A 25,283-nucleotide genomic window follows, 5' to 3' on the forward strand; every position below is an offset into this window, starting at 1 on the left:
TTTCACCTATAAGAAATCTCAAAGAAAATCTTAAGAAAATCTTAATTTATTTGCTCTCTTTATTTATCTGCCACATACACTTCATAACTAAATTCTCTTCTTTTAAATACGCCTCTATAGAACCTTCCATTTTTTCCATAAGTCCTTTAGCAATGCACAATCCAAGACCAGATCCTTTACCTACTCTTACCTCGTCTGCTTTATAAAAGCGATCAAAAAGTTTATCTACTATTTCTTGTTTTAAACCTCTAGCTTCATTGATTACTTTAAGATACACTTTATCCTTGTCTTCATCAAGCTGTATTGTAACCCTTCCTTTGGCATGCTTTAAGACATTACCAATTAGATTCTCAATAACCCTTATCATTGCTTCCTCTTCCCCTAATACCCAAAGTGAGTAATCAGGAAAAAGAAATTCTGGATAAATCTGCTTTTGAACAAAATCATCATAGTAAGAAAATAAAAGTTCTCTGACTAAATTATTCACATTAACTCCTTTTAGATGCAGTTCATAATCCACCGATTCCACAACAGACAGTTCAAAAAAGTCATTAAGTAGCTTTTGAAGGCTCTTACCCTTTTTTTGTGTTACCTCTAAGAATTTCTTTTTTTCTTCTATACTCACTTCGTCTTCTCGCAGAAGCTGAATGTAACCTAAAATTGAGGTTAAAGGCGTCCGTAAATCGTGTGACATATTAGCAATGGTCCTTTTTAATTTCATCTCTGTTTCTTTGCTCCTTGCTTCACAATCATTGTAAAGCTTAAGATAATGGTTCAGGTTTTCACCTAACCGTTCGACCTCTTTATGTCCCAAGGTAACTTCAAGGCGACTAAAGTCCTTCGTCTTATACTGTGTTTCTAACTGCTTATTAAGCCCCTTTAAAGCTTGTTGCATCTTAAATAGCTTTAGCCCAATAAGGCTTAACAAAAGTATTAAAATCCCTACTATAAACTGAGACCCTCCCCCCACCTTTCCACCTTCCCTCTTGTTTTTTAGTTTTACTTAAATTCTGCTCGTTCAAAAAGTATCTTCCCCCACCATAAAGCTATCACTGTTATAGTCACTGCTTGTATAACAACACCTAATATCCCTATAGATGTTATTTTTTCTCTTAGAAGGATAATATATTGTCCTAGCCATAAATGATGCTTCCATTCTACTGTATGAAATAAGCTTACACCTACTATGCTATAAATTAGCTCATCTATTACTGCTAGAGCCATACCTGCACCAATGGTAGCTGCTACATGCTTTGTCAGAATAGCTACTCCTCCTAAGACGGTCATTATACTTATATGAAGTAAGCTCCCTAGCGCAAAAACTCTTAATACATAAAGTATGCTTTGTACATCAAAAGGCTTTCCCCATCCACAGGTCAACGTTATAAGTATACTACCTATAATAGGGAAGAGCCATGTAAGTAATAATCCACCTAGCCAATACGCAGTCATTTTAGCTACAAAAAGTTTTCCTCTACTATGACCAAAAGCTATACTTATTTTAAGAGAACCGTTTTTAAATTCCCTACTTATGAATAAGGCTGCTAAGAGGGCTGCTACTAAAATAATTTGAGATACATTGCCTACAGTCATGACAAACATTTCTTCTCCATTAGTAGGCATACCATCTCCTACTTCCAAGAGAAGCCTCCTAACTTCGCCTTCTTTTAAGTTGTATCTTTTCATTAAACTTTTATAAACCTCAACCTCTAAAGGAGTTATGCTATCATTTTGTATACTTTTTTCTAAAATAAGGATACCACCCTCTTCTGTTCTATAAACAGCTGATTTTTCCGGACTAGCAACCCACATCACACCACTCACAATGGCACTACATAGGATTATTGCAATAAATAATATCTTAAAGCTTCTTAATCGAGATAACTTATAGCATTCACTCTTTATAAGATTAAACATATTCTTGTCCTCCTACTACTTCTAGGAAATATTTTTCTAAGTTCCCTTCCTCTTCTATAATCTGACTAACCATCATATTATTTTTCACTAATAACTTGTTAATTTCACTTGCTTCATGCTTTGTATCATAAAGGCGTATAATATGGTCAGGGTAGACTTCAAAATCGCATATATGAAAACTTTCCTCAATAAGGCTTGTAGCCTTTTCCACATTGTCTACCTTTATCTTTAGTGATTTTCTAGAGCGTTTGGCAAGTTCCTCACTCGTGAGCTGCTCAACAAGCCTTCCTTGATGAATAATACCATAGGCAGTTCCTATCTGGTAAAGCTCACCTAACATATGGCTCGATATGAGAATAGTCACCTGATACATACTATTAAGGTGTTTAAGAAGTTCTCGCATCTCCCGCATTCCTTTAGGATCAAGTCCATTAAGAGGCTCATCTAAAATCAAAAATTGAGGTTCCCCTAACATAGCTGCTGCTAAACCCAAGCGTTGTTTCATTCCTAACGAAAAGTGAGCTACCTTTTTCTTTTCTGTATGAGTAAGATTCATCACCTCAAGCATCTCATCTATACACTTCTTCCCTGGAATACCTTTTATCTGCCGAATAATCTCAAGGTTTTCTCTAGCAGTTAACGTGGTATAAAAAGAAGGTCCATTTACCATACAGCCTATATGCTTTCTATGAGGCATTTGTTTCTTTTTATCTCTTTCACCATAAAGCTCAATCTCTCCTTCTGTAGGTTTTACTAAATCAGCTATCATACGAAAAAGTGTTGTTTTCCCAGCTCCATTTTCTCCGATAAAGCCATAGATCTCGCCTTTCTTAATAGTGAGATTAACGTTTTTTAATGCCCACTCACTTTTAAACTGTTTACTTAAATTAATTGTTCGCAAAATAGTTGTCACTACTTATTCCCTCCTATCCTTACCTTACTTATGCTTCCTACCTCTAGACTATAGAAAGATACATAAGAAATCTAAAAGAATTCCTTAAGAAAACCTTAATTATTTTAACCGATAGCCCATTCCCCAAATGGTCTCTATATACTCTTCATTAGGATTATTTTTCCCTAACTTATTGCGTAAATTGCTCATATGTACATTAACTGTATTATCATCGCCCATATAGTCCTCGCCCCATACACTTTCGAACAAATTAGCTTTGGAAAAGATTTTTTTAGGATAAGTAAGTAAAAGCTCTAGGATGCCATACTCTCTTACTGTTAAGGTTATAGTGATACCACCTACACTTACTTCTTTAGTATCCCTATCTAAGCAAATATTCTTATGAATAAGCTGAGAGTTTTTGGGCTCTATTATAGCTACCTTCCTTCGTCTGAGGTTTGTTGCAATTCGAGCTGCTACCTCATCTAAATCAAACGGCTTTGTAATATAGTCATCTGCCCCTGCTCTCAGTACATTAATTTTAGTTTCTTTATCTATACGTGCCGAAATTACAATAACAGGGATCTCCCCTTTTTCACGTATGACTTTTAAAATTTCTTCTCCATTCAGTCCAGGTAAATTCAAATCTAAAATTACCATTTGCCAGTCCCCTTGCCCTAAATAAAGCATTGCTTCTGTTCCTGAATAAGCCCCTTGCGCCTTATACCCATTCTTATCAATTAACTTACAAAGTAACATATTAATCGCATCATCATCTTCTACCACTAATATACGAATTGCTTCTTCCATCTTACTTACTTCCTCCATGACTTTATTCTTTATCTCATGTTAGCGTATACCGGTAAAATAATCTATATTTTTATACTACTTAAACAACTTAAATTTTCATAATTTATAAAATAAAATATATTAGTACTATAAAAATTAATAAAGACACTTGTAGTGAAAATGGCCTTAACCTTCTTTCACTTACAAGTGTCTTTACTCCCCTTATACTCTCTTCTCTTTCTTTTCTCTCTAATTAATTTTGAAATGTGCCATCGCCTTACTTAGTATATCCATAGAAGTGCTCAGAGTCTTGGATACTTCTAGGAGCTGTGTCATAACAGCCTTTTGCTCCTCACTTAAAGCATTTACTTGTTCTGTAGCTGAGGCTGTGTCCTCTGTAATCATTTTAATACGACTAATATTTTCAAGCATATTTTCCTTTAAATATTCCATATCATTTACTTCTGTATTTATATTGCCTATATCACTATCCATGTTTTTTAGTTTTTGTATAATGGTTCTAAAGGCAACATCTGCCTTATCTACCGCAGCTTCTTGATTAGCAAAAATAGCATTAGCAGCTTTAACAAGATTAACAGCATCCTTCGTTTTTTTCTCAATCGTATGAAGTGTATGTCTTACATTATCTGTAGAATGTTTAGACTGTTCTGCTAGATTGCGTACCTCATGGGCAACTACTGCAAAACCTTTACCCACTGCCCCTGCCCGTGCTGCCTCAATACTTGCATTTAATGCAAGAAGATTGGTCTGTTCACTAATGCCATCTACTAGCTTCATAATCTCACCAATACTTCTCGTAAGACCACTTAATTCTGTGATACTCTCTTTGATCTTATTAGCTACTTGTATAGATGAAGCCATAGTTGTATTGAGCATTTCCATACTTTGAGTAGCTTCTTCAATAATGATTTTAGCCCCTTGATTATCTGTATAAATATCTTTAGTCTTTACCATAACTCTCTGAATACTATCTGAAAGCTGATCCATTTTCTTTGAAGTCTTTTGTGCATCTACTGCTTGGTCACTAGAACCTACTGCAATATCTCCAATAGATAAGGCTAACTGTTCAAATGCCTCTACAGATTGATTAGTTGAAACAGCTAATGTCTTACTTCCTGCAATAGTTTGTTCAATAACAATTTGTGTGTCTTGAACAAGCTTTTGAATATTACCCATCATTTTATTAAAACTTAGGCAAAGAAGCCCAATCTCATCTGTTCGTTTTGTATCTATACGTACTGTTAAGTCTCCATCTTCTGCTAACTTCATGAGTTTCATTATATGAATAATGGGGCCTGAAAAGCTTTTAGCTACTACAAAGCTAACACCAACTGCTATAGCAGCTATACCACCTATAATGAGCCAAATAATAACTGTTGCTGCATGTAAATTCTTAGTCAGTGATTTTTGTGGAAGTTCCGCAATAACTCTCCAGCTATTATCTGTTGTTGCATAGGTAATTAAGGTATTATTTTTAATTGTACTTCCTATAGTATCTTTAGAGTCTTTAATAAATTCCCATATGTAATCTTTTATCTGAAGCTTTTCTGTGTTTTTGTTATAAATCATCTTCCCCTCTTGATCTACTAAATAAACATCTGCTCCATCTAATAATTTAATCTTTTCCATGTCTTCCTTTATGGCATCTAACTTAATGGGACAAAACATCAAACCAAATTCTTCACCGATGGCTGTATTGGGTACTTTTCTAATAAAATAAATACTTTTTACATCTGAACCTAGCCCCTTTTGCCATATATACTCACCATTAAGTTCTAAATCTTTAAAGCTAGAAAGCTCATCTGGTGTTATACTTGGAAGCTTCCCCATAACTGTACCATCCCTATGTACAATAGCTGCACTCTCTATACTATTTTCAATGGAGCTTAAATAAACCAATCCTTTCTGTATAGATTGAACAACCTTTACTTTTTCTGTTTGATTCTGCTTTGCCTTAGAATAATTAATAAGTAAATTTTCTGTAGTAGAGTTTAAATCATTTATAATATATTTGGTTATATTTTTTTCTATATCCTCCAAAAAATAATTTACCGTTGAAGAAGTTTGATTCACAATATCCGCAGTAAGCTGTTTACTTGTATTTCTTAATGTACTTGTAGATATAGAAGATGAGAGAATATTAATAAACAAAAGTGGAATCGTTGTAAATGCTACCGTAATTATAATAAGCTTTATCTTAATAGAATCAATACTAAAAAGCCTCCCTAATTGAAACTGTTCTATCTGATGTTTATTTATCTTAGGCTTACTTATTTTGAGTTTACTTTCAGGGGCACCCCCTTTGGTCTTCTTCAACTGTCCTTGTGCCAAACTCATCTCTTCTCCTCCTCCTCAACTAATTACTTACACAATATATATACTTAATATGCATTAATATTTGTGAATTTTCAATATACTTTATTGTTGTACAATTTTTCAGTATTAACTTGAAAGTTGACTTTTCATAATTGATACTCTGCTTTTAAGTTAACTTGAATAAAATATTATTTTTGATTATAAAATTTTATTTTTTCCTTTCTTTCATTCATATTTTTTTCTTTTTTGCAGATAGTAATGAGTAGGTTTATCTCAATTAAAGGAGGATACTATGAAAAATAAATGGCTTTTTTGGTTCTTATACGCTCTTGTAATCTTTTGTTGTGTAGGTTGTGGTACTGATAAAAAAACAGATTCTACACCTACTGAAACGACTCGTAAATTTTTAGATGCTCTAAAAGACCAAAATTTTAGTGCAGTCAAAGAAATTTATGCTGAAAATATAGATAATCTCCCCAATTTTAAAAACAAAGTGGAGGATATCTCACCTTTATTGGCAAATAAACTCTTTGATAAAATGTTTGATTTTGAATATACCATTGATAAAGTTGAACTGGATGAAAAAAATCCTAAAAAAGCTACGGTTTTAGTTACCTTGAATAGCTATGATTTAGGAAAAGCCTTTCAAAGTACTATTACAGATTATTTGAAAACCGACTTACAAATGACATTTAATGGGGCAACTGATGATGAAATAATCAAAAAAGCTGAAGAAGTTATTGTAAAAGATATTGAAAAAGCTGAAAAAAATTTTGTATCTCATGTAGGTATTAAGCTTACAGAAGAAGAAGGTAATTGGAAGCTTGATAAAATAGGGGATAATCCTGAATTCCTTAATGCACTTTCAGGTAATATTATTGCTACAATTAATCAGTTAAACAACAATTTTAACACCACTCAATAAATAACAAGATACCTTTGGAACTTAGATTGTCTCTAAATTCTAAAGGTATCCTTTATTTGACCTTATTTATTTACCCCACTACTTAAACTAAAACCTATATCTCCTTCTACATTCATTCCAGTACTCATAATCAGCTCTACAACTTCTTCCCTAGAAAGCAATCTTCTCCCTTCAACTCCTTCTAAAAAAATCACATTGGTTTTTTCTTTTAAATCAATACCTTGATTAATAACATCTTTTACAGCTGGCAGGACTTCCTTGGTCATTTGTTGAATAAAGACTGGTAACGCTAGAACAGGATTATAAGAAGGGTTAGAAGCATCCATAGGTGCAACAATCTCCTCCATCTTATTTAAGGCAACATTTGCTGTGTCAAAGTAAGTATTGATGTGATTGTAAATGGCTTCAAATTCTGGTCCTTTACTTTTTACATCTGCATATTTTTCATTAAATTCAACTTTTAGAGCATTCATCTGCTGTGCACTGTCTGTCACTGCACCCTTTTTAAAATCCTTAAAATTCATAAAACTATTAACAAGTGGATCTAAGCTCTTAATGACATAAGTTTCCATATCATTAGCTAGAATTTTGCGTTCTTTCCTAAGAGCATCTGTTTCTTGCTCACTATAAATATAACCATCTAGAAAATAATTATCTATAAGATAGGCAGTTACCCCTGCTATTTGTTCTTTAGTAAGAGTTATGCCTTCTGTTATACTTTGTCTCACTGCTACTATGCGTGGGTCTTGCTTCCCTAGGTCATCTTTCCCAATAGTAGCAAGTACTGCTACTGTCTGTTCCTTTTGCACCTCTTCAGCTAACTTCTCCTCTTGCTTCAGCTGTTCCTCCTTTTTTGATGTTTCACTTACTACTTCCTTTTTTAAAGCTTTTTTAGGTTTTTCTGGAAGAGGCGGCTTCATCTCTATTTTTTCTTCTTCAATGACTAGATTCTCTTTTTGAACCTCTTCATCAATTTGCTTTTGCACTATATCCAGTTGCTTAGCTACTTCCTTTTGAATCAATAAATCTGCTAATGTCTTTTGCTTATTCTTGGTTTCTATAACCAATTCATTAATTGAAAAACTAGCCAGTTTAAAAACTCCAAAGGCTACTAGTGCAACTATTCCCATTTTGATGATATTTCTCCTCATAGCACTCTCCTAATTTTTCATCTAAATTTTTCTTTCAATAGAAAAATCTTTTTTATGAAGTACCTGGTTGCATAGGATAAGAAAAAAGATAGTTAATACAAAATAGCCACTATTTCTCAGTAAATAGCCAAATCGGTTCATTTGTGCTGTCCAGGTAATAGCACTCAATAAATAATGCATACCTAGGCCTGCAATTAAGCTGAATAATAAGCCATAGGCTTCTTCCCTTGTCTTCATAGCAACCCATAAACTCACAGTGCCTGTACATAAATAGTGTAAAAAAGTAGCTCCCAAAGATGTCCCTATAACCTGTAAGGGGCTAGAAGTAAAATCTCTTACTTGTTGTCCCATCATTACCCTTACCTTAATAAAATCAGAACTCCACTTATTTACATAGGGAAAAACTTGATAAGCTATAAGAAAGTTCATCCAAAAAAGTCCTAAGAAAAAGAGTAAGGTATAAAAAATAAAGGTTATGTACTTGGAAATAAACCAATTTCTCCGGCTTCCACTTCGTAAGACTTCCAAACTCCCAAAATTATCATCAAACATAATACCGCAAATTAAAAATAAATAGGTTGGTAAATAAATATAAGTAATACCTACCGTATCATTTAATATCAAATAAGTAATTTCAAAGGCTGAAAAATTAATAGCGACTGCATCAGATAGTGAAATATATTTACTGACACTTACAACTGCTACAAAGGCAAAGATAGCAAAGGTTAAACACCACCTAATCGCATTAAAGCTCTGTGAAAGTTGATACTTTAGTATGCCTACCCGCATCTTATTTCCTCCTCCTTCTTAAAGATTCAAAAATTGCTACTAGTAGTACACTAAGCATTGCTACTCCTACTAGAACACTTATCATTTCTTTTATAGCTATTCTATTCACATTTTCTTCTAATAACCAAGGAGAAAAACATAAAGGAGGATAATAAGTCTCTAAACCAAGGTAGGGAAAAGCATACGTCATTAAAAGGTACATCACTTCTGGTGCTACGAGTGGAATATATCTTTTAGTGTTAACAAAAGTAAGTATATAGGCAAAACTTGCAAAGCTTACCCCAAATAAGAAATCCAGTATAAATATTTGAACAAGATTGATCTTCTCTTCATAAGGCCCTAAAAGCCTACAAAGCCCACCTAATAAAAGAAGAGGTAATAAAAGAACCAGGCCCCCTGCTACTGCATTAACAAGTCCCCTCCTAAATACATAGCTTCTAGTATTTGCTTTATTTAGTAAAAAGGTATCATAACCATAATCTTTTTCTAACATATTCATATTACTATAAGGTAAGCTAGCAAGTAGGGGAGCTAGGAAAGGTAACAGATAAGACTGTGATATCTTAAAAGCTTGCCAACTATCATATGAAGTATGCCCATAAAAATAATAACTAAACGATACAACTATCAATAAAATACCCAGTACAAGAGAAAATATAAAATTTCTCTCCTGTAAGCTTCTTTTAAAATCGACGACTAAAAATCTCATGCCGTCACCTCGCCTTTTCTCCTTACTCCTTTATCATGAACTTCAAAGAGTTCATCACAAAGGACTTCTAAGTCCTCTTTATTATGACTTGCCACTAGTAAGGTGACCTGCTTTTCTTCTCTTAGCCGTAAAAAGAAAGCACGCATTTCTTTAATGCTTTGCTCATCTAAGCCATTCATCGGTTCATCTAAAATAAGAAGCTCTGGCTCATTCATAATAGCTTGGGCAATCCCTAACTTTTGACGCATCCCTAAAGAGTAGTTTTTCACATGCTTTTTACTATTCGGATCGAGTCCTACTTGGATCATGGCTGCCCGTACTTGTTCAATAGGTACCTTCATCTTACTCATACCATTTAAGATTTTTAAATTTTTAATGCCTGAATAATGTGGGATAAAACCAGGATTCTCTATCAAAATACCTAACTTTTCTGGGAACTTATGCATCTTTGAGATATTTTTGTCTTCTAAAAAAAATATTCCCTTTTGTGGGTCTTATAAGTCCTGTTAGCATTTTAAAAATAACCGTTTTACCTGAACCATTACGTCCTACAAAGCCATAAATTTTACCTTTCTCTAGCACAAAATCTACATTTACCAAGATGTCTTCTTTTTTAAAGCTTTTACATACTTTCTCAAATCGAATATAAGCCATCATCGGTTCCCCCTATTACTTCTATGTTTGTCCTTCTTAACTATTATATTTGCTGACTAAGACGATTAGCATCTAAAATTTTAAAACCATTCTTATAATAATCAATAAGTCCTTCCTGCTTCATGCGTGAAAGCTCCCTACACATAGCGCTTCGACATACATTTAAATAATCAGCCAACTCATTGCGATTTAAAACGATATTAAATGCCATTTGTCCTTGCTTCCTTGCTTCATCAAGAAGGTACAAAGCTAATCGCTGCCTTAAACCCTTAAGAACAAGGTAATCTATTTTTTGATTTAAAGTAAAATTTTTCTCTCCCAATATCTTTAACATATTTTTAATAAGACTTGTGTGGTAAGTGCAGCTACTGGGGCATTTAGTCACTATCTTTTCATAAGGAATAAACAAAACTCTGCTATGACTTCGGGCTCTTACTGTTACAGGACTTATTCGCTTGTCTGTACAAACAATGCCTTCTCCAAAAAGCTGACCTGGACTAAGCAGGGCAATGATATGCCTATCTCCAAGGATATTTTCTTTTACAACTTCTACTTGCCCCTCTAGTACAATCCCAATTCGATCTACCTGCTCACCTAATGAAAAAAGCGTTTCTTCATTTATATATCCCTTCTCTTGAGCACCCAAGCAGTATAATAAGCTCTCTAATTCTTCTTCTTTGATATTCATAAAAAGTGGTACCTTTTTAAGTAAACACAAATACTGGTTCATTTTTTTCTCCTATTTCTTCTTTAATATACTCTCTACTCATTTAGTATAGACCTATTAATGGATGATTGATTTCAAAATTAAAAATGTCATTCTAGTATATCCTACTGTGGTTTATTTAACACCTATGTTACTATTTTTTAGGAAGCATTTATAGGACTTTTTATCTTTAAAAATTAAATATAGTTAGATTATTTTAAATATATTTTAAGTATAAGCTTTTTTAGTTGCTATAGCAACATACTATTTTTCATCTTTATATTATGCTTAGATTACAGAAATAAATTGTAAAGGAGCGAATATAAATGGAAAATAAAATGTTTTGTTATCAATGTCAGGAAACAGCTGGAAATAAAGGATGTACTAAAGTAGGTGTTTGTGGTAAGAGTTCAGAACTTGCTAATATGCAGGATTTGCTCATCTATGTAACTAAGGGCTTATCTGAGATTACTACTCGCTTACGTCAAGAAGGAAAAACAATTAGCAAGGAACTTAATCACTATATTACACTCAACCTTTTTACAACTATTACTAATGCTAACTTTGACGATGAAGTATTTTATATAAGAGTAAAAGAGACCTTAACCAAGAAAAAGGAATTAATGAAACAATTAGTAAATAAAGACGGTTTATCTGACGCAGCAACTTGGGAACTTCCTACTGGTGCTACAATAGAGTTTTTAGCAAAAGCTGATTCTAGTGAAGTAGGTGTATTAGCAACTGAAAATGAAGATGTGCGTTCTTTAAGAGAGCTTATCACCTACGGTTTAAAAGGGTTATCTGCTTATTCTAAGCATGCCAATGCTTTAGGCCATGATAATGAAGCCATTGATGCTTTTATGCAAAGTGCACTTGCCAAATTATTAGATGATACGCTATCAGTTGATGAACTGATCGCTTTAACTTTAGAAACAGGTAAAGCAGGTGTGGATGGTATGGCATTACTTGATACAGCCAATACTTCTACCTATGGCAATCCAGAAATCACTAAGGTAAATATCGGTGTAGGTAAAAACCCTGGTATCTTAGTATCTGGTCATGATCTTGCCGACCTTGAACAGCTTCTCATTCAAACAGAAGGTACGGGTGTAGATGTTTATACACACTCTGAAATGCTACCTGCTCACTACTATCCACAGCTTAAAAAGTATAAGCATCTCGTAGGTAATTACGGTAATGCATGGTGGAAGCAAAAAGAAGAATTTGAAAGCTTTAACGGGCCAATCCTTATGACCACCAACTGTATTGTACCACCAAAGGATTCCTATAAAGATAGACTCTTTACAACCGGTGCAGCAGGTTATGTAGGTTGCAAACACATTGAAGGAGAAGCAGGAAGCCAAAAGGATTTCTCTTCTCTGATCGCTCTAGCAAAAACTTGCCCTGCTCCAACTGAAATTGAAACAGGTGAAATCATTGGTGGCTTTGCTCATGAACAAGTTTTTGCTCTTGCTGATACAGTAGTTGATGCTGTTAAATCTGGAGCTATTAAGAAGTTTGTTGTAATGGCAGGTTGTGATGGTAGAGCTGCTAAACGTAACTACTATACTGATTTTGCTAAAGCCCTTCCAAAAGATACTGTCATCTTAACTGCTGGTTGTGCAAAATACAAGTATAACAAACTTAATTTAGGTGACATCGGTGGCATTCCAAGGGTACTTGATGCAGGTCAATGTAATGACTCTTATTCTCTCGCTTTAATTGCCCTTAAATTAAAAGAAGTATTTGGTTTAAATGATGTAAACGAATTACCCATTATTTATAATATTGCATGGTATGAGCAAAAAGCAGTCATCGTATTATTATCCTTATTATACCTTGGTGTGAAAGAAATTCACTTAGGACCAACACTTCCAGCTTTTCTTTCTCCTAACGTTGCAAAAGTTTTAGTTGAAAACTTTGGTATTGCTGGTATTTCTACAGTAGAGGAAGATATGAAAATGTTCTTTGGTGAAGAAGTAAAGGCAACTACCTCAGAAACTGGCACATTCACTAAAGATAGGATCATTGGTGAAATATTAAAATCTAATCCAGAAAATGCTCAAGTGCTCATGGCTGCTGGTATGCACTGCCTAGGTTGTCCATCCTCACAAATGGAAACATTAGAGGATGCTTGTGCAGTACATGGATTAAAGGTAGAAGATATTTTAAGTAAATTAAAATAGAATAGTTAAGTAGCCCCCTTCCTACCTTGTCTCCAATGAGATTAAGGTTAAAATAAAAAACAGAAATTTTCTAAAAGGCAAACATGAATAAAGACAACTTAAGGAGACATAAACTAAATACGAAAAAGTAAGGGTGGAAACCGATATTGGTTTCACCCTTACTTACTGTATGCTACTGTTTGTTTTTATTTATTTCTCTGAAAACCGGCGTAGCACTGCTGCAACCTCAGCCCGTGTGGCTGTACCCTGTGGGTCGAAAAGATTGCCATTTTTGCCACTAATGAGGCCTGCCATCTGCATCTGCATTACGGCATCCTTGGCGTAGGCGCTGATTTTGGTGCTGTCCACAAAGGTGTTTTCTTCATGAATCTTTGGCAGGGCGAAACCGATGACTTTGGTGTAGTTCTCCATGATAACCGCCATCTGCTCACGGGTAATAGACTGATCTGGGGCAAACTTGCCATCTCCAGTGCCATTTACAAGGCTGTTTTTGCTTGCCCATTCAATATAGCCCCTATAGTAAGCATCACTTTTCACATCGGTAAAGCTACTGTTTTGGTAGACGCTCACATCGGCATTTGCTAGCTGTCCTAGCGCCGTTATGAACATTCCCCTTGTCATAGTAGTGTTTGGGCTGAAGGTGGTGGCAGAAGTGCCGCTAAAGAATCCACGGCTTACTACAAACTCAATATCTTCCTTTGCCCAGTGACCTATAATGTCCGTGAATGTAGGGCTCTGCTGTTTGTAGCCGATGCCATAGGTGGAAAAATGAGAAGTAGCAAAACGTACCACTTTTTCTACACTGTCATAAACCGAGCCGGTCATCCAGTGTACCTTTCCATTGCTATCTACATAGACAGTCTGCACATTTTCTGCCTTTTCATTTGCTCCCAGGGTATATGGGATGGTAACCGATACGTTACCGTTGCCAAAGCTCTGTACCTGCTTGTTAGTATCATAGTTCACCTTGAGGTCAAATACGGGACGGCTACCAATGGCTTTTTTCGCATCGGCTGTCAGCTTGCCATTGTCCATGCGGGTAGCGGTCATATGCACATCAGCTTTTGCCTGTTTGTTAATTGCCTCAACTGCTGGCAAATCCATGCCGATTTTGATACCGGGATTATCCACCACCACAATAGTGTTTGTAATTCTCTTAGTAAGGATGGTATCCTGCACTGTTTTGGGCAGATTGACCGTAACGTTAGATGCATCCTTGCTACCGGTGTCCACTCGGAAAACCACAGTGATACCGTTTTGTTCATTGCCATTTTTCTTGGCAGCTGCTAGTGTCTTGTCAAAAGCATCTGTTACAGTTTTGTCAGTGATGTCCACTGTGATATTGCCCTTGCCGTCTACTGTGCCGGGAACCTTGATTTCCCCCTGTGTAGGAGAATGGGGTTTATCGGGCGTAGGTGGTGTGATGATGACAAGGCTGCTGTTGTCAGGAGAGCTTCCGCCACTGCCGGAGCCGCCACCGCCGGTGTATGTCCAATGGGCATAGTAGGTCACATTAGCACTAACAGTTGTGCTTGCGGAGATCTGAGTTCCACTGCTTGCCGCCGTATACCAGCCGTCAAAGCTGTAACTACCGGAACGTGTCGGTGTCGGGAGCGTTCCTACCGCCGTGCCGGATGCAACCGAGCGTGAAGTTTCACTAACTGTGCCTCCATTCGGGTTGAAGGTGACGGTATGGTTGCCTACTGCATGTACGGTGATGGAAACTGTTGCCGATGCGGTGCGCTCGCCGTCATAAGTGACGGTGATGGTAGCAGTATGTGTACCCACCGCAAGACCTATTGCAGGCTTTATTGTCCATGAGTTGATACTGCTGTTGGCACCAATGATGGAATAGCCGGAGTGAATCGAAAAAACGGATGGGCGGTCAGTTGTCACACTGCTGATGGTCGCCTGTGCGCCGCCGCTGTTGGTGATGATGATAGACTTGTTGGTGGGCATATAGCCCACGGTAACCGCATCAAAGGTGACATCAGCAACGGAAAGATTGGGGGTGGGTGCACCGATTACCATACTGAATGCCGCAGATGTTGTCCCGTCAAGCGTCAGCGCAAGTGTACTGGTGGTTCCCGCTGCCGCCGTATCTGCAACGGTCAGAGTCAGCGTTCCGCTGTTACCTGAAACCGTCACGTTGCCGCTGTTGCCGACGGTTACGCCAGCCGGCAGATTTGCAACGCTCACCGCGTATGTTCCGCTAGCGATATTCGTCGTCGTCACAGTATAGGTTAAACTTCCCGCCGTAGCTGTACCATTTTGTGAGCCGACAGACACGGTTTTTATGAGTACATTATTTACAGTCAGGGTGAACGACGCGCTCCCTGGAGCAAATTGACCCGGAACCATTGCCGCATTTGCCGTAATGGTTGTGTTTCCCGCACCAACAATCACCACTACGCCGCTTGTGGGATGCACGTTGGCAACACTCGTATCGCTGCTTGAATAGGTTACCGTGCCTGTTCCAACGCTGTGGGTGAGCGTATTTGTGAATACGGGATCTCCCAATGTCTTTGTAACCGTGTTGTTTGCAAAAGAGAGTGTTTGTGCCGAGCCTGCGGCGTTTGTTGCAAAAGTAAGATATTTGTAGCTACTAATGCTTTCTGCAATGTAAGGGGTCGTTGGTGAACCGTTATAATTGGTGCTTGCCGTGACAGCCACATTTGCATAGCCACTCAAATCTGGGGCTTTGTCCATGGCCATATTACCGCCCCGAATGACAGGCGAACCACTTGGGATTATGATTTTTCCGGTGCTATAGTTAGAAATCGCAATACCCAGTCCGTTATCCACTTTGCCACCAGAGATAGACACTTCACCAGTCGAGAGGTTCGCAATCGCTTCATGTTCTATTATGCTGCTAATACTTTTTACTTCACCGCCCAAAATGCTTACTTTGCCGCTCTTATCGTTTAAAATTGCACGGAATCCAGAACTTACTGTGCCACTCGAAACGCTCACGAGACCTGTTGAATGATTTGCAATTGCAAAGCTACGCCCTCCAAGTGCTGTCACTGTGCCGCCTTCAACAGACACGCTACCGCTCTCGACATTAGAAACCGCAGCATTTGAATCTGAAGCATTTGTATTTTCTACTATTCCGCTCATAACAACAAGACTTCCGCCTTTTAGATGTATCGTACCATCAGCAACTCTACTGGTTACCTTACCTCCGCTTACGGTATCCTTGATGGTCAGCGTACCGCTACCGTTGTGCTGAATAGTGATGGCATTGTCACCATCCAGTGTCTTGCCATTTAGGTCAAGGGTGAAGCTTTTCGTGTTATCGCTTGGAATGGTGACAGTAGCCGAAAGGGTAATGTCCTCCAACAGCTTGGTGGTCTGCCCCGCCGTAGCCGCGTCAACCGCTGCTTGCAGGGTGGAGTAGTCTGTACTGCCGATTTGGGCGACAGGCGCATCCGCCCACTGTGCCGTCAAGCCTGTGACCGTATTGGTCACCGTGTCTCCCGCAGCGTAGGTTGTTATACTGTTCGTATCCTTCCAGCCATCAAACACCTTGCCAGAGGGTACGGTTAGCCCCTCCCCGCTTGGCGCTTTGAAGCTGTTGCCCGCGCAGATGATGTTGATGTCTGCTGCGCTGTCCTTTAGCTTGCCACCGTTTAGGTTCAGCGTCACCTCTTTCAGTCCACCAGAACCTAGAGCGCCAGGGTTCAGTACCTCAAGGGCGGGGCGGATGCCGTAGGTTGAGTACACACTCGACGCAGAATTGTAATAAACGAAGCGGGCTGATTTGCCCCCGCGAAACGTGCGGTTCTGCATACCTACTGTATAAGAATCCTGTATCCAAGAGTACTTGCTGTCCCAATTTTTTATCCAGCCCGTTGCATTGTTAATTGAACCTGATTTATCCAAAATCTGATCCCATTCGTTGGTATTTGGCTGTCCAATATGATCACTACCATCTAATGCAGAACCTGTTTTGCTGCTCCCTCCACTCAAGGAACGTAGCTTGTAGTTTATATCAAAGGTTTTGCCGAAAATAAGATTTGCTTCTTCCAAATTGTTCCAACTGGTGCTTGTGCCGATGACATAATCTCCGACAAACAAGCTACGGTCAGATTTGTTTGCGTTTGCATACTCTTCGGTTGTAGCCATTGCGCTTGTCAAACTATAGGCGTTCACTGTGCCTGCGTAGGTAAATGGCACATAGTGCAGGGTTGTGTCAGGTAGGGCGGTATTGACCGTGCCGATGTTGTTCTTTTCGCTGGAAAGGTCGAAGTAGTAGGTATCGCCGGGGGTAAGGGTGAATTGCTCGGTGACACCTGACGAAGGCTCAACCTTAATATATTTATAGGTTGCGAGGTTCGTCGCATTATACGCACCCGCACCGCTTCCGCTTTTATTGGTGCTTGCAGTAACGGTGCATCCCGTATAACCCGAAGTCGTCAAGGTTCCGTCCAGCGCCTTTGTATCACTTTGGGTTGTCACCGTGCCGCCTATGACGGCTAGCTTGCCGAGTATGCCCTTCTCAGAGCCGGTTGCATTAACCACACCATCGGAGATTGTGACGGGGTTCGTTGTTGCGTTCGCGTGCAATCCTATTTTTCCGGTTACAGTTACCACGCCTCCATTAATAGTGTACCCGTTGGCTGCTATCATCCCATAAGAATTACTTGCGGCTGTTTTCGCTGATGCTTCTACTATTCCATCGGAAATCGTTACCGCCCCACCGGAGTATATGGCGATCGAGGTCACGTCTTCCCCTATGCTGGCAGCCGTAACCGTTCCGCTTGAAATTGTGAGATCTTCCGGGCTGTGTATGCCAACGCTAAACTTTCCTGTGCCGCCGCTGACACTCAGGCTACCGCTGCCGGAAAGGGTCAGTGCGTTAGAGGTATAGATGCCAGCGCTGTAGATACCGCTTTGACTTTTACCTGTGACGGTGTTGCTTCCCATCAGCTCAATCTTCAGGCTATCGGTATTAGCATAAATACCATAGTAGGCGGTTGTCATACTGTCAAACTTTGGCCCTTCATATGCCCCGGTGATGGTTGCGCCGTTCAGAGTGAGAGTTTTGGTGGCTGGGTCATAGGTAACGGTTCCGCTAATGCCCGCGCTGGTGATGCCGTCCTTATTATCAGCAGTCACCTGTACGCCGCCCACCCATAGGTCGTAGGTTGTGGTAGACAGGGGAGTGACCAGCCCGCGTCCCATTATCGCCGTCCCCACCGTCACGGTAATCTCCGGCAGTGGGGCATTGACCGTATAGCTCGCAATCACCGGTTTAAAGACATATTCACCCTCGGCGTCCATGTCATATTCCGGTGTGGATTCCCATGTTACCGGAATGTCCACGGTGGTCTCTTCCCATTCGGATTCAGTTGCTGTTGTGGGAGTTGTAACCCCTAAATTGTCGGTTACCGTATCCTCGTCCGAGCTGCCGAAATCCTGCATACACTCCTCCCCAAGGGACACGGTTGTTCGCACCGTAGCTGTTAGGTCTTTGGGCAGTTTCAAATCCTTTAAGGGTGTGCCGATTGTAACTATTTTTTCTATTTCTGTAAGCGGCGCAAAGTTGATGATTTCCCCGCCCCTACCAATAGGCGTATGTATTTCTTCTGCCATTGCAGTAACCGGCAGCAGGGTCACTACCATGCACAGATTAAGAAATAAACTAAGTATTTTTTTCATGGTATTGTTCCTCCTTCAATAAAATTGATTTTCATTGTTTCAGAAGTATCTTGAGTTTCTTGGCTTTTTCCTCGGTAGTCATGCGAATATGGTTTTTCGCTTTCGTACCCCACATAACCCTTTGTCAAATCCAAAAAAGCTGTCAAAGCTTCAAAACGGTGATTGCGATGAAGCTTGGCAGCATAATAAAGTCCTCCCTATTTATTTTTGTAATGAGCACATAGATGCCGATTTTGTTTATCTGCCCATTTTATGACTTATATGGGTGATTACTCCAAAATGAGGGATATCAATGACCGGCTTCATCTAAAGCGGCACTGGCTTCAGCGATGAATTGGCGGCCTACATCAATGGCTACCGTTAAGGCACCCATAACCTCAGGTGTGAGCGTTTCAGGACTAGCAAAATATTCGTCCGCCTTGATAATTTCATTGGAAAGGTCATTCATAGCAGTGACAAGTTCCTCACTACTTAAAAGTTCAGGGTTTGCATTTACCTTGTCAGCCACTGCATCAAATTCTTCTACCATGCTCATAAATTCTTGTGCAAGGGCTTGCTGCTCTTCTGTAAACTCCACTTCTTCGACTTGTGCGGGTGTGGAAGACGCGGGTGTGGAAGGTGCCACTGCGGGAGTAGCCTTACTTCCTCCGCAGGCTGCAAGGCTCAGCGTCATGACAAGTGCCATTATAAGTACCAGTAATTTTTTCATTTCTAAATCCTCCGTTTTCTATTGGGTTGTATAGGTTAAATTTCCCTGGGTTCACTCTATCAAAAATTTGCCTCTAAAAACCATTTGCTACATGAAACATGATTTTTTCTACATGAAACATAGTTTTGAAAACTCAACCTTAAGATAAACTCAGCTTGGTCGCATAAAAAGGCAATCGGCAGATAGCGAAAATTCACTGTCTGCCGATGTATGCCCCGCTATTAGCCGTACTTAAAGTGTTTCCCAGTGGGAATGTGGCTAAAATGGAGCTCCTACTTTTTGTTATTTTATTTAATATATCCTATTATTTAAAGGGCGGATATGGAATCCGCCCCTACCGTGAATATCTATTTGTAGGGGACGATTCCATATCGTCCCAACCATAAATATTTTCATCTACTCTCCTAATAATTGTTATCCTAACTAAAAAGGTTACTTAAATTATTTTAGTGCCATTATAGTGATATCCTATTTAAAGGGTGGATATGGAATCTGCCCATACGGGGAATATCTATCCGTAGGGAGGATTCCATATCGTCCCGCCCCCTAAATATTTTATGTTTATTATAGATTATTTTTTATTATCAAGGGGTTTATAGCAGAACCACCAATCATAGCAGGTATATTCCTTAGGTCTTTCATCTGCTTCTGGAATAGTGGTTGGTGGTGGAATGATAACTTGATCACCAATAAGTTCATTATTAGGCCAATTAGCTGGCATAGCTACCCCATTTTCCGTTGCTACTTGCAAAGCTACTAAAGACCTAATAATTTCCTCCATATTTCTACCTATCTCTGCTGGATAATAAAGGATAAGGCGTACTTTTGAATCGGGATCTATAAAAAAAGTGGCCCTTACAGTAGATGTTTTACGTGCAGGTTGAATCATCCCTAATTTTTTTGCTACATCTCCTAATGGGTCTGCAATAATAGGAAAAGGAATGACTTCTCCTAGATTATCTTCTATCCACTCTACCCATTTCATATGAGGTTGTACTTGGTCAATAGATAATCCTAAAAGCTCCGTATTTAACCTCTGGAAAGTTTCATAATTCCTAGCAAAGGATACAAATTCCGTGGTACATACTGGTGTGAAATCTCCCGGATGGCTAAATAAAATGAGCCATTTCCCCTTATAATCCTCTGGTAATTTTTTGATGCCATAAGTAGTTTGGACTGTCATCTCTGGTAATTGATCTCCTATTAGAGGAATAGAATTCATCATTTCCACGACAAAAAACCCCCTTTATTCATACATAAACTGTTCGTTACTATATGTATGAATAAGGGGCTTATACTATTACTCAAATATTCTATCGCCTTGACTCTCTAACTTTACTATACATTCATCTATATATTTTAACTTCCCTAACATTTCTTTAGATAAGCCTTCTGCTTCTTCATGCAATTTTTGCGCTGCTTGTGAATTGCCGTCTTTAATAGCTGTTATAACCTTATCCCCTAAGTCATGAAACGCTTTATGTACACTGCCTATTTCCTTCCACTCCTTACTAATCATAGGGTGTTCAATAGCAAGTACTTGATAAAAATGACCAAACTCACATTTGTTTGAATTGGTTTGGAGTGGTACAACCTCCATGCTCTCCACCATGCCTTTAAGCTTACTTAGCCACTTCATATGCGCTAAAGAAGCCTTTTGAAGTACTGTACGGACTTCTTCATTGGTTACGGCATGCTTGCCACTTTTTAAGCCTGCATATAAGTGAGTTGCTTCACTCGATAAACGTTCATCTATAGTTGCTATACTCTTCGCATAGTTTACACTCTCTGTTGCTGCTTTATGAATGCTTTGAGTCATGTTACTTAATTTTTCAGCATCCGAACTAGAAGTTTCCATGGCTCTATTAATTTCCCCAGCCGCAGCCTTGATTCCCTTCATAGAACCATCTACCTTATTAATACTACCAATCATACCTTGTAGCATTTCAATCGTACTTCCTACTGTTCCTGAAACCACATCTATTTTTTCACTCATTTGCTGAGTAGAACCTAGTGCACGGTCTACACTTTCTTGTCCTTCTCTTGCTGCTAAATAAATGCTCTCTACAAAGGACTTCATACCATCTAGATTTTTCCGTGTATCATCTGCTAGTTTCCTCACTTCTTCTGCTACCACTGAGAAACCTTTTCCTTGTTCACCAGCTCTAGCTGCTTCTATTGCTGCATTTAAAGCAAGTAAATTCGTTTGGTTAGCTATATTTTGTACACTTTCTACTACTTTACCTACTTCTACAGCAATTTCAACTAATTGCTGTACTTTACTACTCATCTTTTGAGTATCTTCGATAACATTTTCTCTTAATAAACCTACTTCATTGAGTAGGGTTTTACTCTCATTATTTTTTTGAGCAATGGTACTGGATTCATTATTAAGACGGTCTAAAGTCTTTGCCGTTGTTTCTATTGTATCCGTTACTTCATTCATTGTAGCTGTTGTTTCTTCTACAATAGATAAATTGGACTCACTTAAGTTTGCCATTTCTTTTGCAAATTCCATTAATTCTGTTGAAATATGACTCATCTCTACATCAAAATTACTTGTTGAAGTGGCAATCTCAAGTATAGCTTTAGCCGCAATAGACATCCTTTTTTCATTGCTTAATAATTTCTCAAAATGTGCAATAACTTCACTATGAATAGGATGACTGCTCTTCGGGCAAGTTAATTCTTTTCCCTTCATTGTCTCCTCTACATAGTTCAATATACACTTCATTTCCTCGCATGCGGACTTTTTCTTAATGCCAAACATTGAGTATCCCCTTTCATGTCTTACGATAGTAGATATTATAACAAAAATTTTTATTATAATTTATTTTTGCACATATAATTATACTTTATTAAGTCTAGAGTGTCTATATAGGAAGTTACTAACTTTTACTAATCAAAAATTTTTCTCAATAACACTCGTGTATATTCTACTACAAATAAGAGCTGTTAATGGTGAAACAATAACTAACCCTATACATCCTACAAAGGTATGTACAATTTCTGCAGCTATGGATTGTGAAGTTAAAATATGAAGTAGGGGTGTTCCTTGTGCCATATATACCATCATAATACCAATGAAGCTTCCCATATAAGCAAGAAGTAAAGTGGTTGCTTGAGACCCTACTACTGATTTGCCAATATTTAAACCTGATAGCAGTATCTCCTTAGACGAAATATGAGGTTTTTTATCCACAATTTCATCAATTGCAGCTGAAATATCAATAGCTAAATCTACTATAGCTCCTGAGCAAGATAAATAAATAGCTGCTTGATAAATCATAGTAAGATTTAGACCCGAGTACCCTGCATAGAGAATAGACTCTGACCAAGGCATAACGGCACCATGAATTTGAAACCAGTTTCCAAAGATAATCGCCATAAAACAGGTCATAAATGAGGCACAGGTAGCTCCCAGTATGGCACAATAAGCCTTTTTGGTAAAACCTGCAACAAGTATAAGTGTTACCATTGCCATGGTTACACCAATCAATAAACTAATAAGCATAGGATGATATCCTTTAAGAAGCATAGGAATTAATAATTTCCATATACATAATAAGCTAAAAATAAAAGACATAATGGTTCTTACACCTATGGAACCTGAGAACACAATAAGGGCCACTGCAAACACTAACGCAAGTACAATTTCTTTATCAATACGGTAGTAATCTATCATATTGGCAAAGAGAATTTCTTCAGCTTCACCTTTCTCTAAAAGGACAAATGCTTTATCTCCTACACGAAAAAGCTTATCAAATTCTAATTTTCCTGTTAAAAGATTCGTTGCTTCTACCTCTACACCTTTATATCTACCTTGCATAATCCTAATTTGGCAGGTTTGAGCACCTTGTTTAATAAGCCCTGTCTCATAAATAGTACTCTCATTCGTACTTAATACTTCTGCTTTAACTGCTTCTGCATTGAAATACATTTGTTTTTCGAAACCCGTAGGAACAAGCATTAAAGCAACAATTAAAGTTAAGCAAACTAGCGAAAATACTCTATTCTTATCCATTAAAATTTTTTTCATATTAATTTCTAATTGCTCCTATCTTTTTTGATACAACTTTAATACAACAAAAAGTGGAGTTAGGATCCACTTTTTGCTACTATGTGTTTATTTTTATAGAAATACGTACTAAAGATCACGTAATAACTAGTTAAGCTTACAAAGCTCTACCATCTTATTAAAGATATCTGTATTGTCATAAGAACCATTAAAGATTTCTGCACCTGTACCCATTGTATATACTGGAACAGGTACACCTGTATGTGCATAAGAGGTCCAACCAATACCTGCTTTGTTATTAAGGATATGTGTAAGTGTTATACTAAGTGGTTCATAGCCACCATAAAGAATTTCTACTTCCACACCTGTACTACGTATTTCTTTAGCCTTCATTGTTTCTTCAAAAGCACTAACCAGTTTGTTGTACTCGTAATCAGTCAGAACTAGAGCTGAATTTTTTGCTACTTCTGCATCGTTAGGACTTATTAGGCCAAAGTTTTCTTGAATAAGTGGAAACACTTCTTCAATCGTCCCTTTTTTATTACCTACTGCTACTTCTTTTTTATAATCCTTTATAAGATTATCAAATTCTACATAAGTCATTTTTTGATGTGAAAGAAGATTAAATGCTGTATCATAACCTGTTGTTGCTTGACCAATACTCATACCACCTGTTTCATGGTCACCTGTTACAACAATAAGTGTTTCCTCTGGATGTTTCTTAGCAAATTCCATTGCTACTTTTACCGCTTCATCTAAAGCAATAGTATCTTGAATATTCGCCATAGCATCATTAGCATGACCTGCCCAGTCAATCTTCCCACCTTCTACCATCATGAAAAAACCATCTTCATTGTCTAATACATCAATCCCTTTTTGCACAAAATCTTTAAGTCTTATAGATGTGTTTTGAGCATCTAAATCGTAGTACATTGCCTTAGAATCTTGTAATTCTGGACTGATTGCATACGTCTTTCCTGAATTGTTATTAAGAGATAGAATGTCTTCTTTTGTATTAACAATGTTATAACCTTTTTCTTTGATAATTTCGTAGGCATCTTTTTGATCACCATTTGCACCTGTTGGTTGCACAAGACCACCACCTGCAAAGTAATCAAAATCACTCTCTGCTAATTGAAGTGCAATATCATACATGCTTTTGCGGCTAGCAACATGTGCATAGAAGGCTGCTGGTGTTGCATGATCAATGGATACTGATGAAACAATCCCTATCTTATACCCCTCTTCTTTAAGTTTCTCTGTGATACTCTCTGGTGCTGTTTTTTTATCAATACCTAGGCCAATGACACCACTATGTGTTTTGATACCACTAGAAATAGCTGTAGCTGTTGATGCTGAATCTGGACAAAAGGAAGTAGAATCTTGTGTTGTAGCTGACCCTACTACTGGAAATTGTGTGATTGCTAATTTACTAAGTTCAATGTTACTACTTTTCATTGCACTCTGGTAAACTTGTGCTGCATTAAGTTGAACGTAGGACATGCCATCTCCAATGAATGTAAAGATATATTTAGGCTTTTTATAAGTTGCTTGATTCACACTTTGTGTTTGTACGATCTTTGTTTGGGCGTTTGTTACTGTGCTAAAAGCTGCAAGACCTGTTGAAGCAATGGCGATACATGCTATAGCTGTGAATAATTTTTTTACTTGTCTCATTTCTATTCTCCCTCATCTTTAAATTTTAAAATTTCATATCTTTATTTATTTGTATTTTATAATTCCAAGGTTAATTGTAGATTAGTCCAAAGTTATATTTATGTTAAGACTATATTAATCCTCTTTTCTATATAATCTTATTTCTTTGTAAATAGAATTT

The 25,283-nt window shown here is 37.9% G+C and carries 19 protein-coding genes; 2 read left to right on the top strand and 17 right to left on the bottom strand.

What is annotated here, in order from left to right; all coding sequences use genetic code 11:
* Window positions 1-46: 46 nt before the first annotated feature.
* The 5 genes from CS063_RS08505 to CS063_RS08525 all read right to left on the bottom strand — a co-directional run bounded on the left by CS063_RS08505 (window position 47) and on the right by CS063_RS08525 (window position 5,956).
* Window positions 47-970 carry a sensor histidine kinase gene (locus tag CS063_RS08505; protein ID WP_099449275.1) on the bottom strand — a complete coding sequence of 308 codons (924 nt, stop codon included), beginning with the start codon at window positions 968-970 and terminating at the stop codon, window positions 47-49.
* A gap of 29 nt (window positions 971-999) precedes the next feature.
* A complete protein-coding gene (locus CS063_RS08510) occupies window positions 1,000-1,917 on the bottom strand; it encodes an ABC transporter permease subunit (RefSeq protein ID WP_099449276.1) in 918 nt (305 codons plus the stop codon).
* Window positions 1,910-2,830: an ATP-binding cassette domain-containing protein gene (locus CS063_RS08515; protein ID WP_099449277.1), complete on the bottom strand. Its 921-nt coding sequence runs from the start codon at window positions 2,828-2,830 to the stop codon at window positions 1,910-1,912. Before CS063_RS08515 ends, CS063_RS08510 begins: the two co-directional genes overlap by 8 nt.
* Before the next feature lie 99 nt (window positions 2,831-2,929).
* On the bottom strand, window positions 2,930-3,619 hold the full coding sequence (locus CS063_RS08520; protein ID WP_099449278.1) for a response regulator transcription factor: 690 nt from the start codon (window positions 3,617-3,619) through the stop codon (window positions 2,930-2,932).
* A 228-nt stretch (window positions 3,620-3,847) separates the two neighbouring features.
* A complete protein-coding gene (locus CS063_RS08525) occupies window positions 3,848-5,956 on the bottom strand; it encodes a methyl-accepting chemotaxis protein (protein WP_099449279.1) in 2,109 nt (702 codons plus the stop codon).
* Between the two features lie 271 nt (window positions 5,957-6,227).
* Here CS063_RS08525 and CS063_RS08530 point away from each other — a divergent pair, with 271 nt between their 5' ends.
* Window positions 6,228-6,860 carry a hypothetical protein gene (locus CS063_RS08530; protein WP_099449280.1) on the top strand — a complete coding sequence of 211 codons (633 nt, stop codon included), beginning with the start codon at window positions 6,228-6,230 and terminating at the stop codon, window positions 6,858-6,860.
* Between the two features lie 62 nt (window positions 6,861-6,922).
* On the opposite strand, the gene CS063_RS08535 is transcribed toward CS063_RS08530, so the two are convergent.
* Genes CS063_RS08535 through CS063_RS08555 form a run of 6 tightly spaced genes read right to left on the bottom strand, consistent with a single transcriptional unit; the run spans window position 6,923 to window position 10,893 of the window.
* Window positions 6,923-8,011, bottom strand: a complete 1,089-nt coding sequence (locus CS063_RS08535) for a hypothetical protein (protein ID WP_099449281.1) — start codon at window positions 8,009-8,011, stop codon at window positions 6,923-6,925.
* Window positions 8,012-8,032: 21 nt separating this feature from the next.
* Window positions 8,033-8,800 carry a hypothetical protein gene (locus CS063_RS08540; protein WP_099449282.1) on the bottom strand — a complete coding sequence of 256 codons (768 nt, stop codon included), beginning with the start codon at window positions 8,798-8,800 and terminating at the stop codon, window positions 8,033-8,035.
* A 1-nt stretch (window position 8,801) separates the two neighbouring features.
* Window positions 8,802-9,509, bottom strand: a complete 708-nt coding sequence (locus CS063_RS08545; protein WP_099449283.1) for a hypothetical protein — start codon at window positions 9,507-9,509, stop codon at window positions 8,802-8,804.
* Window positions 9,506-9,955: an ATP-binding cassette domain-containing protein gene (locus CS063_RS08550; protein ID WP_143452452.1), complete on the bottom strand. Its 450-nt coding sequence runs from the start codon at window positions 9,953-9,955 to the stop codon at window positions 9,506-9,508. The genes CS063_RS08545 and CS063_RS08550 overlap by 4 nt, the downstream gene beginning before the upstream one ends.
* Window positions 9,948-10,166, bottom strand: coding sequence for an ATP-binding cassette domain-containing protein (locus CS063_RS17860; RefSeq protein ID WP_143452453.1), 219 nt, complete (start codon window positions 10,164-10,166; stop codon window positions 9,948-9,950). The genes CS063_RS08550 and CS063_RS17860 overlap by 8 nt, the downstream gene beginning before the upstream one ends.
* Window positions 10,167-10,206: 40 nt before the next feature.
* Window positions 10,207-10,893, bottom strand: coding sequence for a Crp/Fnr family transcriptional regulator (locus CS063_RS08555; protein WP_099449284.1), 687 nt, complete (start codon window positions 10,891-10,893; stop codon window positions 10,207-10,209).
* Window positions 10,894-11,195: 302 nt separating this feature from the next.
* On the opposite strand from CS063_RS08555, the gene hcp reads away from it, so the two are divergent.
* Complete coding sequence (hcp, locus tag CS063_RS08560) at window positions 11,196-13,055, top strand: hydroxylamine reductase (protein WP_099449285.1); 1,860 nt, start codon at window positions 11,196-11,198, stop codon at window positions 13,053-13,055.
* 189 nt (window positions 13,056-13,244) lie between these two features.
* On the opposite strand, the gene CS063_RS08565 is transcribed toward hcp, so the two are convergent.
* The 6 genes from CS063_RS08565 to CS063_RS08590 all read right to left on the bottom strand — a co-directional run bounded on the left by CS063_RS08565 (window position 13,245) and on the right by CS063_RS08590 (window position 25,123).
* Window positions 13,245-18,719, bottom strand: coding sequence for an S-layer homology domain-containing protein (locus CS063_RS08565; protein ID WP_099449286.1), 5,475 nt, complete (start codon window positions 18,717-18,719; stop codon window positions 13,245-13,247).
* Window positions 18,720-19,008: 289 nt separating this feature from the next.
* Window positions 19,009-19,392: a hypothetical protein gene (locus tag CS063_RS08570; RefSeq protein ID WP_308415468.1), complete on the bottom strand. Its 384-nt coding sequence runs from the start codon at window positions 19,390-19,392 to the stop codon at window positions 19,009-19,011.
* Between the two features lie 607 nt (window positions 19,393-19,999).
* Window positions 20,000-20,653 (bottom strand): peroxiredoxin, encoded by a 654-nt coding sequence (locus CS063_RS08575; protein ID WP_099449344.1) that lies wholly within the window; start codon window positions 20,651-20,653, stop codon window positions 20,000-20,002.
* A gap of 75 nt (window positions 20,654-20,728) precedes the next feature.
* Window positions 20,729-22,198, bottom strand: a complete 1,470-nt coding sequence (locus CS063_RS08580) for a methyl-accepting chemotaxis protein (protein WP_099449288.1) — start codon at window positions 22,196-22,198, stop codon at window positions 20,729-20,731.
* A gap of 132 nt (window positions 22,199-22,330) precedes the next feature.
* On the bottom strand, window positions 22,331-23,467 hold the full coding sequence (locus CS063_RS08585) for a YibE/F family protein (protein WP_099449289.1): 1,137 nt from the start codon (window positions 23,465-23,467) through the stop codon (window positions 22,331-22,333).
* 126 nt (window positions 23,468-23,593) lie between these two features.
* Window positions 23,594-25,123, bottom strand: a complete 1,530-nt coding sequence (locus CS063_RS08590) for an alkaline phosphatase (RefSeq protein WP_099449290.1) — start codon at window positions 25,121-25,123, stop codon at window positions 23,594-23,596.
* Window positions 25,124-25,283: the final 160 nt, after the last annotated feature.

The sequence above is a fragment of the Sporanaerobium hydrogeniformans genome (assembly GCF_002735925.1).
GTDB lineage: Bacteria > Bacillota > Clostridia > Lachnospirales > Cellulosilyticaceae > Sporanaerobium > Sporanaerobium hydrogeniformans.

Coding starts and splice junctions, on each gene's coding strand:
- CS063_RS08545 (WP_099449283.1), bottom strand. CDS start 9,509: ATGAGATTTTTAGTCGTCGATTTTAAAAGAAGCTTACAGGAGAGAAAT.
- CS063_RS08565 (WP_099449286.1), bottom strand. CDS start 18,719: ATGAAAAAAATACTTAGTTTATTTCTTAATCTGTGCATGGTAGTGACC.
- CS063_RS08540 (WP_099449282.1), bottom strand. CDS start 8,800: ATGCGGGTAGGCATACTAAAGTATCAACTTTCACAGAGCTTTAATGCG.
- CS063_RS08570 (WP_308415468.1), bottom strand. CDS start 19,392: ATGACGCTGAGCCTTGCAGCCTGCGGAGGAAGTAAGGCTACTCCCGCA.
- CS063_RS08590 (WP_099449290.1), bottom strand. CDS start 25,123: ATGAGACAAGTAAAAAAATTATTCACAGCTATAGCATGTATCGCCATT.
- CS063_RS17860 (WP_143452453.1), bottom strand. CDS start 10,166: ATGATGGCTTATATTCGATTTGAGAAAGTATGTAAAAGCTTTAAAAAA.
- CS063_RS08555 (WP_099449284.1), bottom strand. CDS start 10,893: ATGAACCAGTATTTGTGTTTACTTAAAAAGGTACCACTTTTTATGAAT.
- CS063_RS08525 (WP_099449279.1), bottom strand. CDS start 5,956: ATGAGTTTGGCACAAGGACAGTTGAAGAAGACCAAAGGGGGTGCCCCT.
- CS063_RS08575 (WP_099449344.1), bottom strand. CDS start 20,653: ATGATGAATTCTATTCCTCTAATAGGAGATCAATTACCAGAGATGACA.
- CS063_RS08550 (WP_143452452.1), bottom strand. CDS start 9,955: ATGCATAAGTTCCCAGAAAAGTTAGGTATTTTGATAGAGAATCCTGGT.
- CS063_RS08510 (WP_099449276.1), bottom strand. CDS start 1,917: ATGTTTAATCTTATAAAGAGTGAATGCTATAAGTTATCTCGATTAAGA.
- CS063_RS08535 (WP_099449281.1), bottom strand. CDS start 8,011: ATGAGGAGAAATATCATCAAAATGGGAATAGTTGCACTAGTAGCCTTT.
- hcp (WP_099449285.1), top strand. CDS start 11,196: ATGGAAAATAAAATGTTTTGTTATCAATGTCAGGAAACAGCTGGAAAT.
- CS063_RS08520 (WP_099449278.1), bottom strand. CDS start 3,619: ATGGAAGAAGCAATTCGTATATTAGTGGTAGAAGATGATGATGCGATT.
- CS063_RS08530 (WP_099449280.1), top strand. CDS start 6,228: ATGAAAAATAAATGGCTTTTTTGGTTCTTATACGCTCTTGTAATCTTT.
- CS063_RS08585 (WP_099449289.1), bottom strand. CDS start 23,467: ATGAAAAAAATTTTAATGGATAAGAATAGAGTATTTTCGCTAGTTTGC.
- CS063_RS08580 (WP_099449288.1), bottom strand. CDS start 22,198: ATGTTTGGCATTAAGAAAAAGTCCGCATGCGAGGAAATGAAGTGTATA.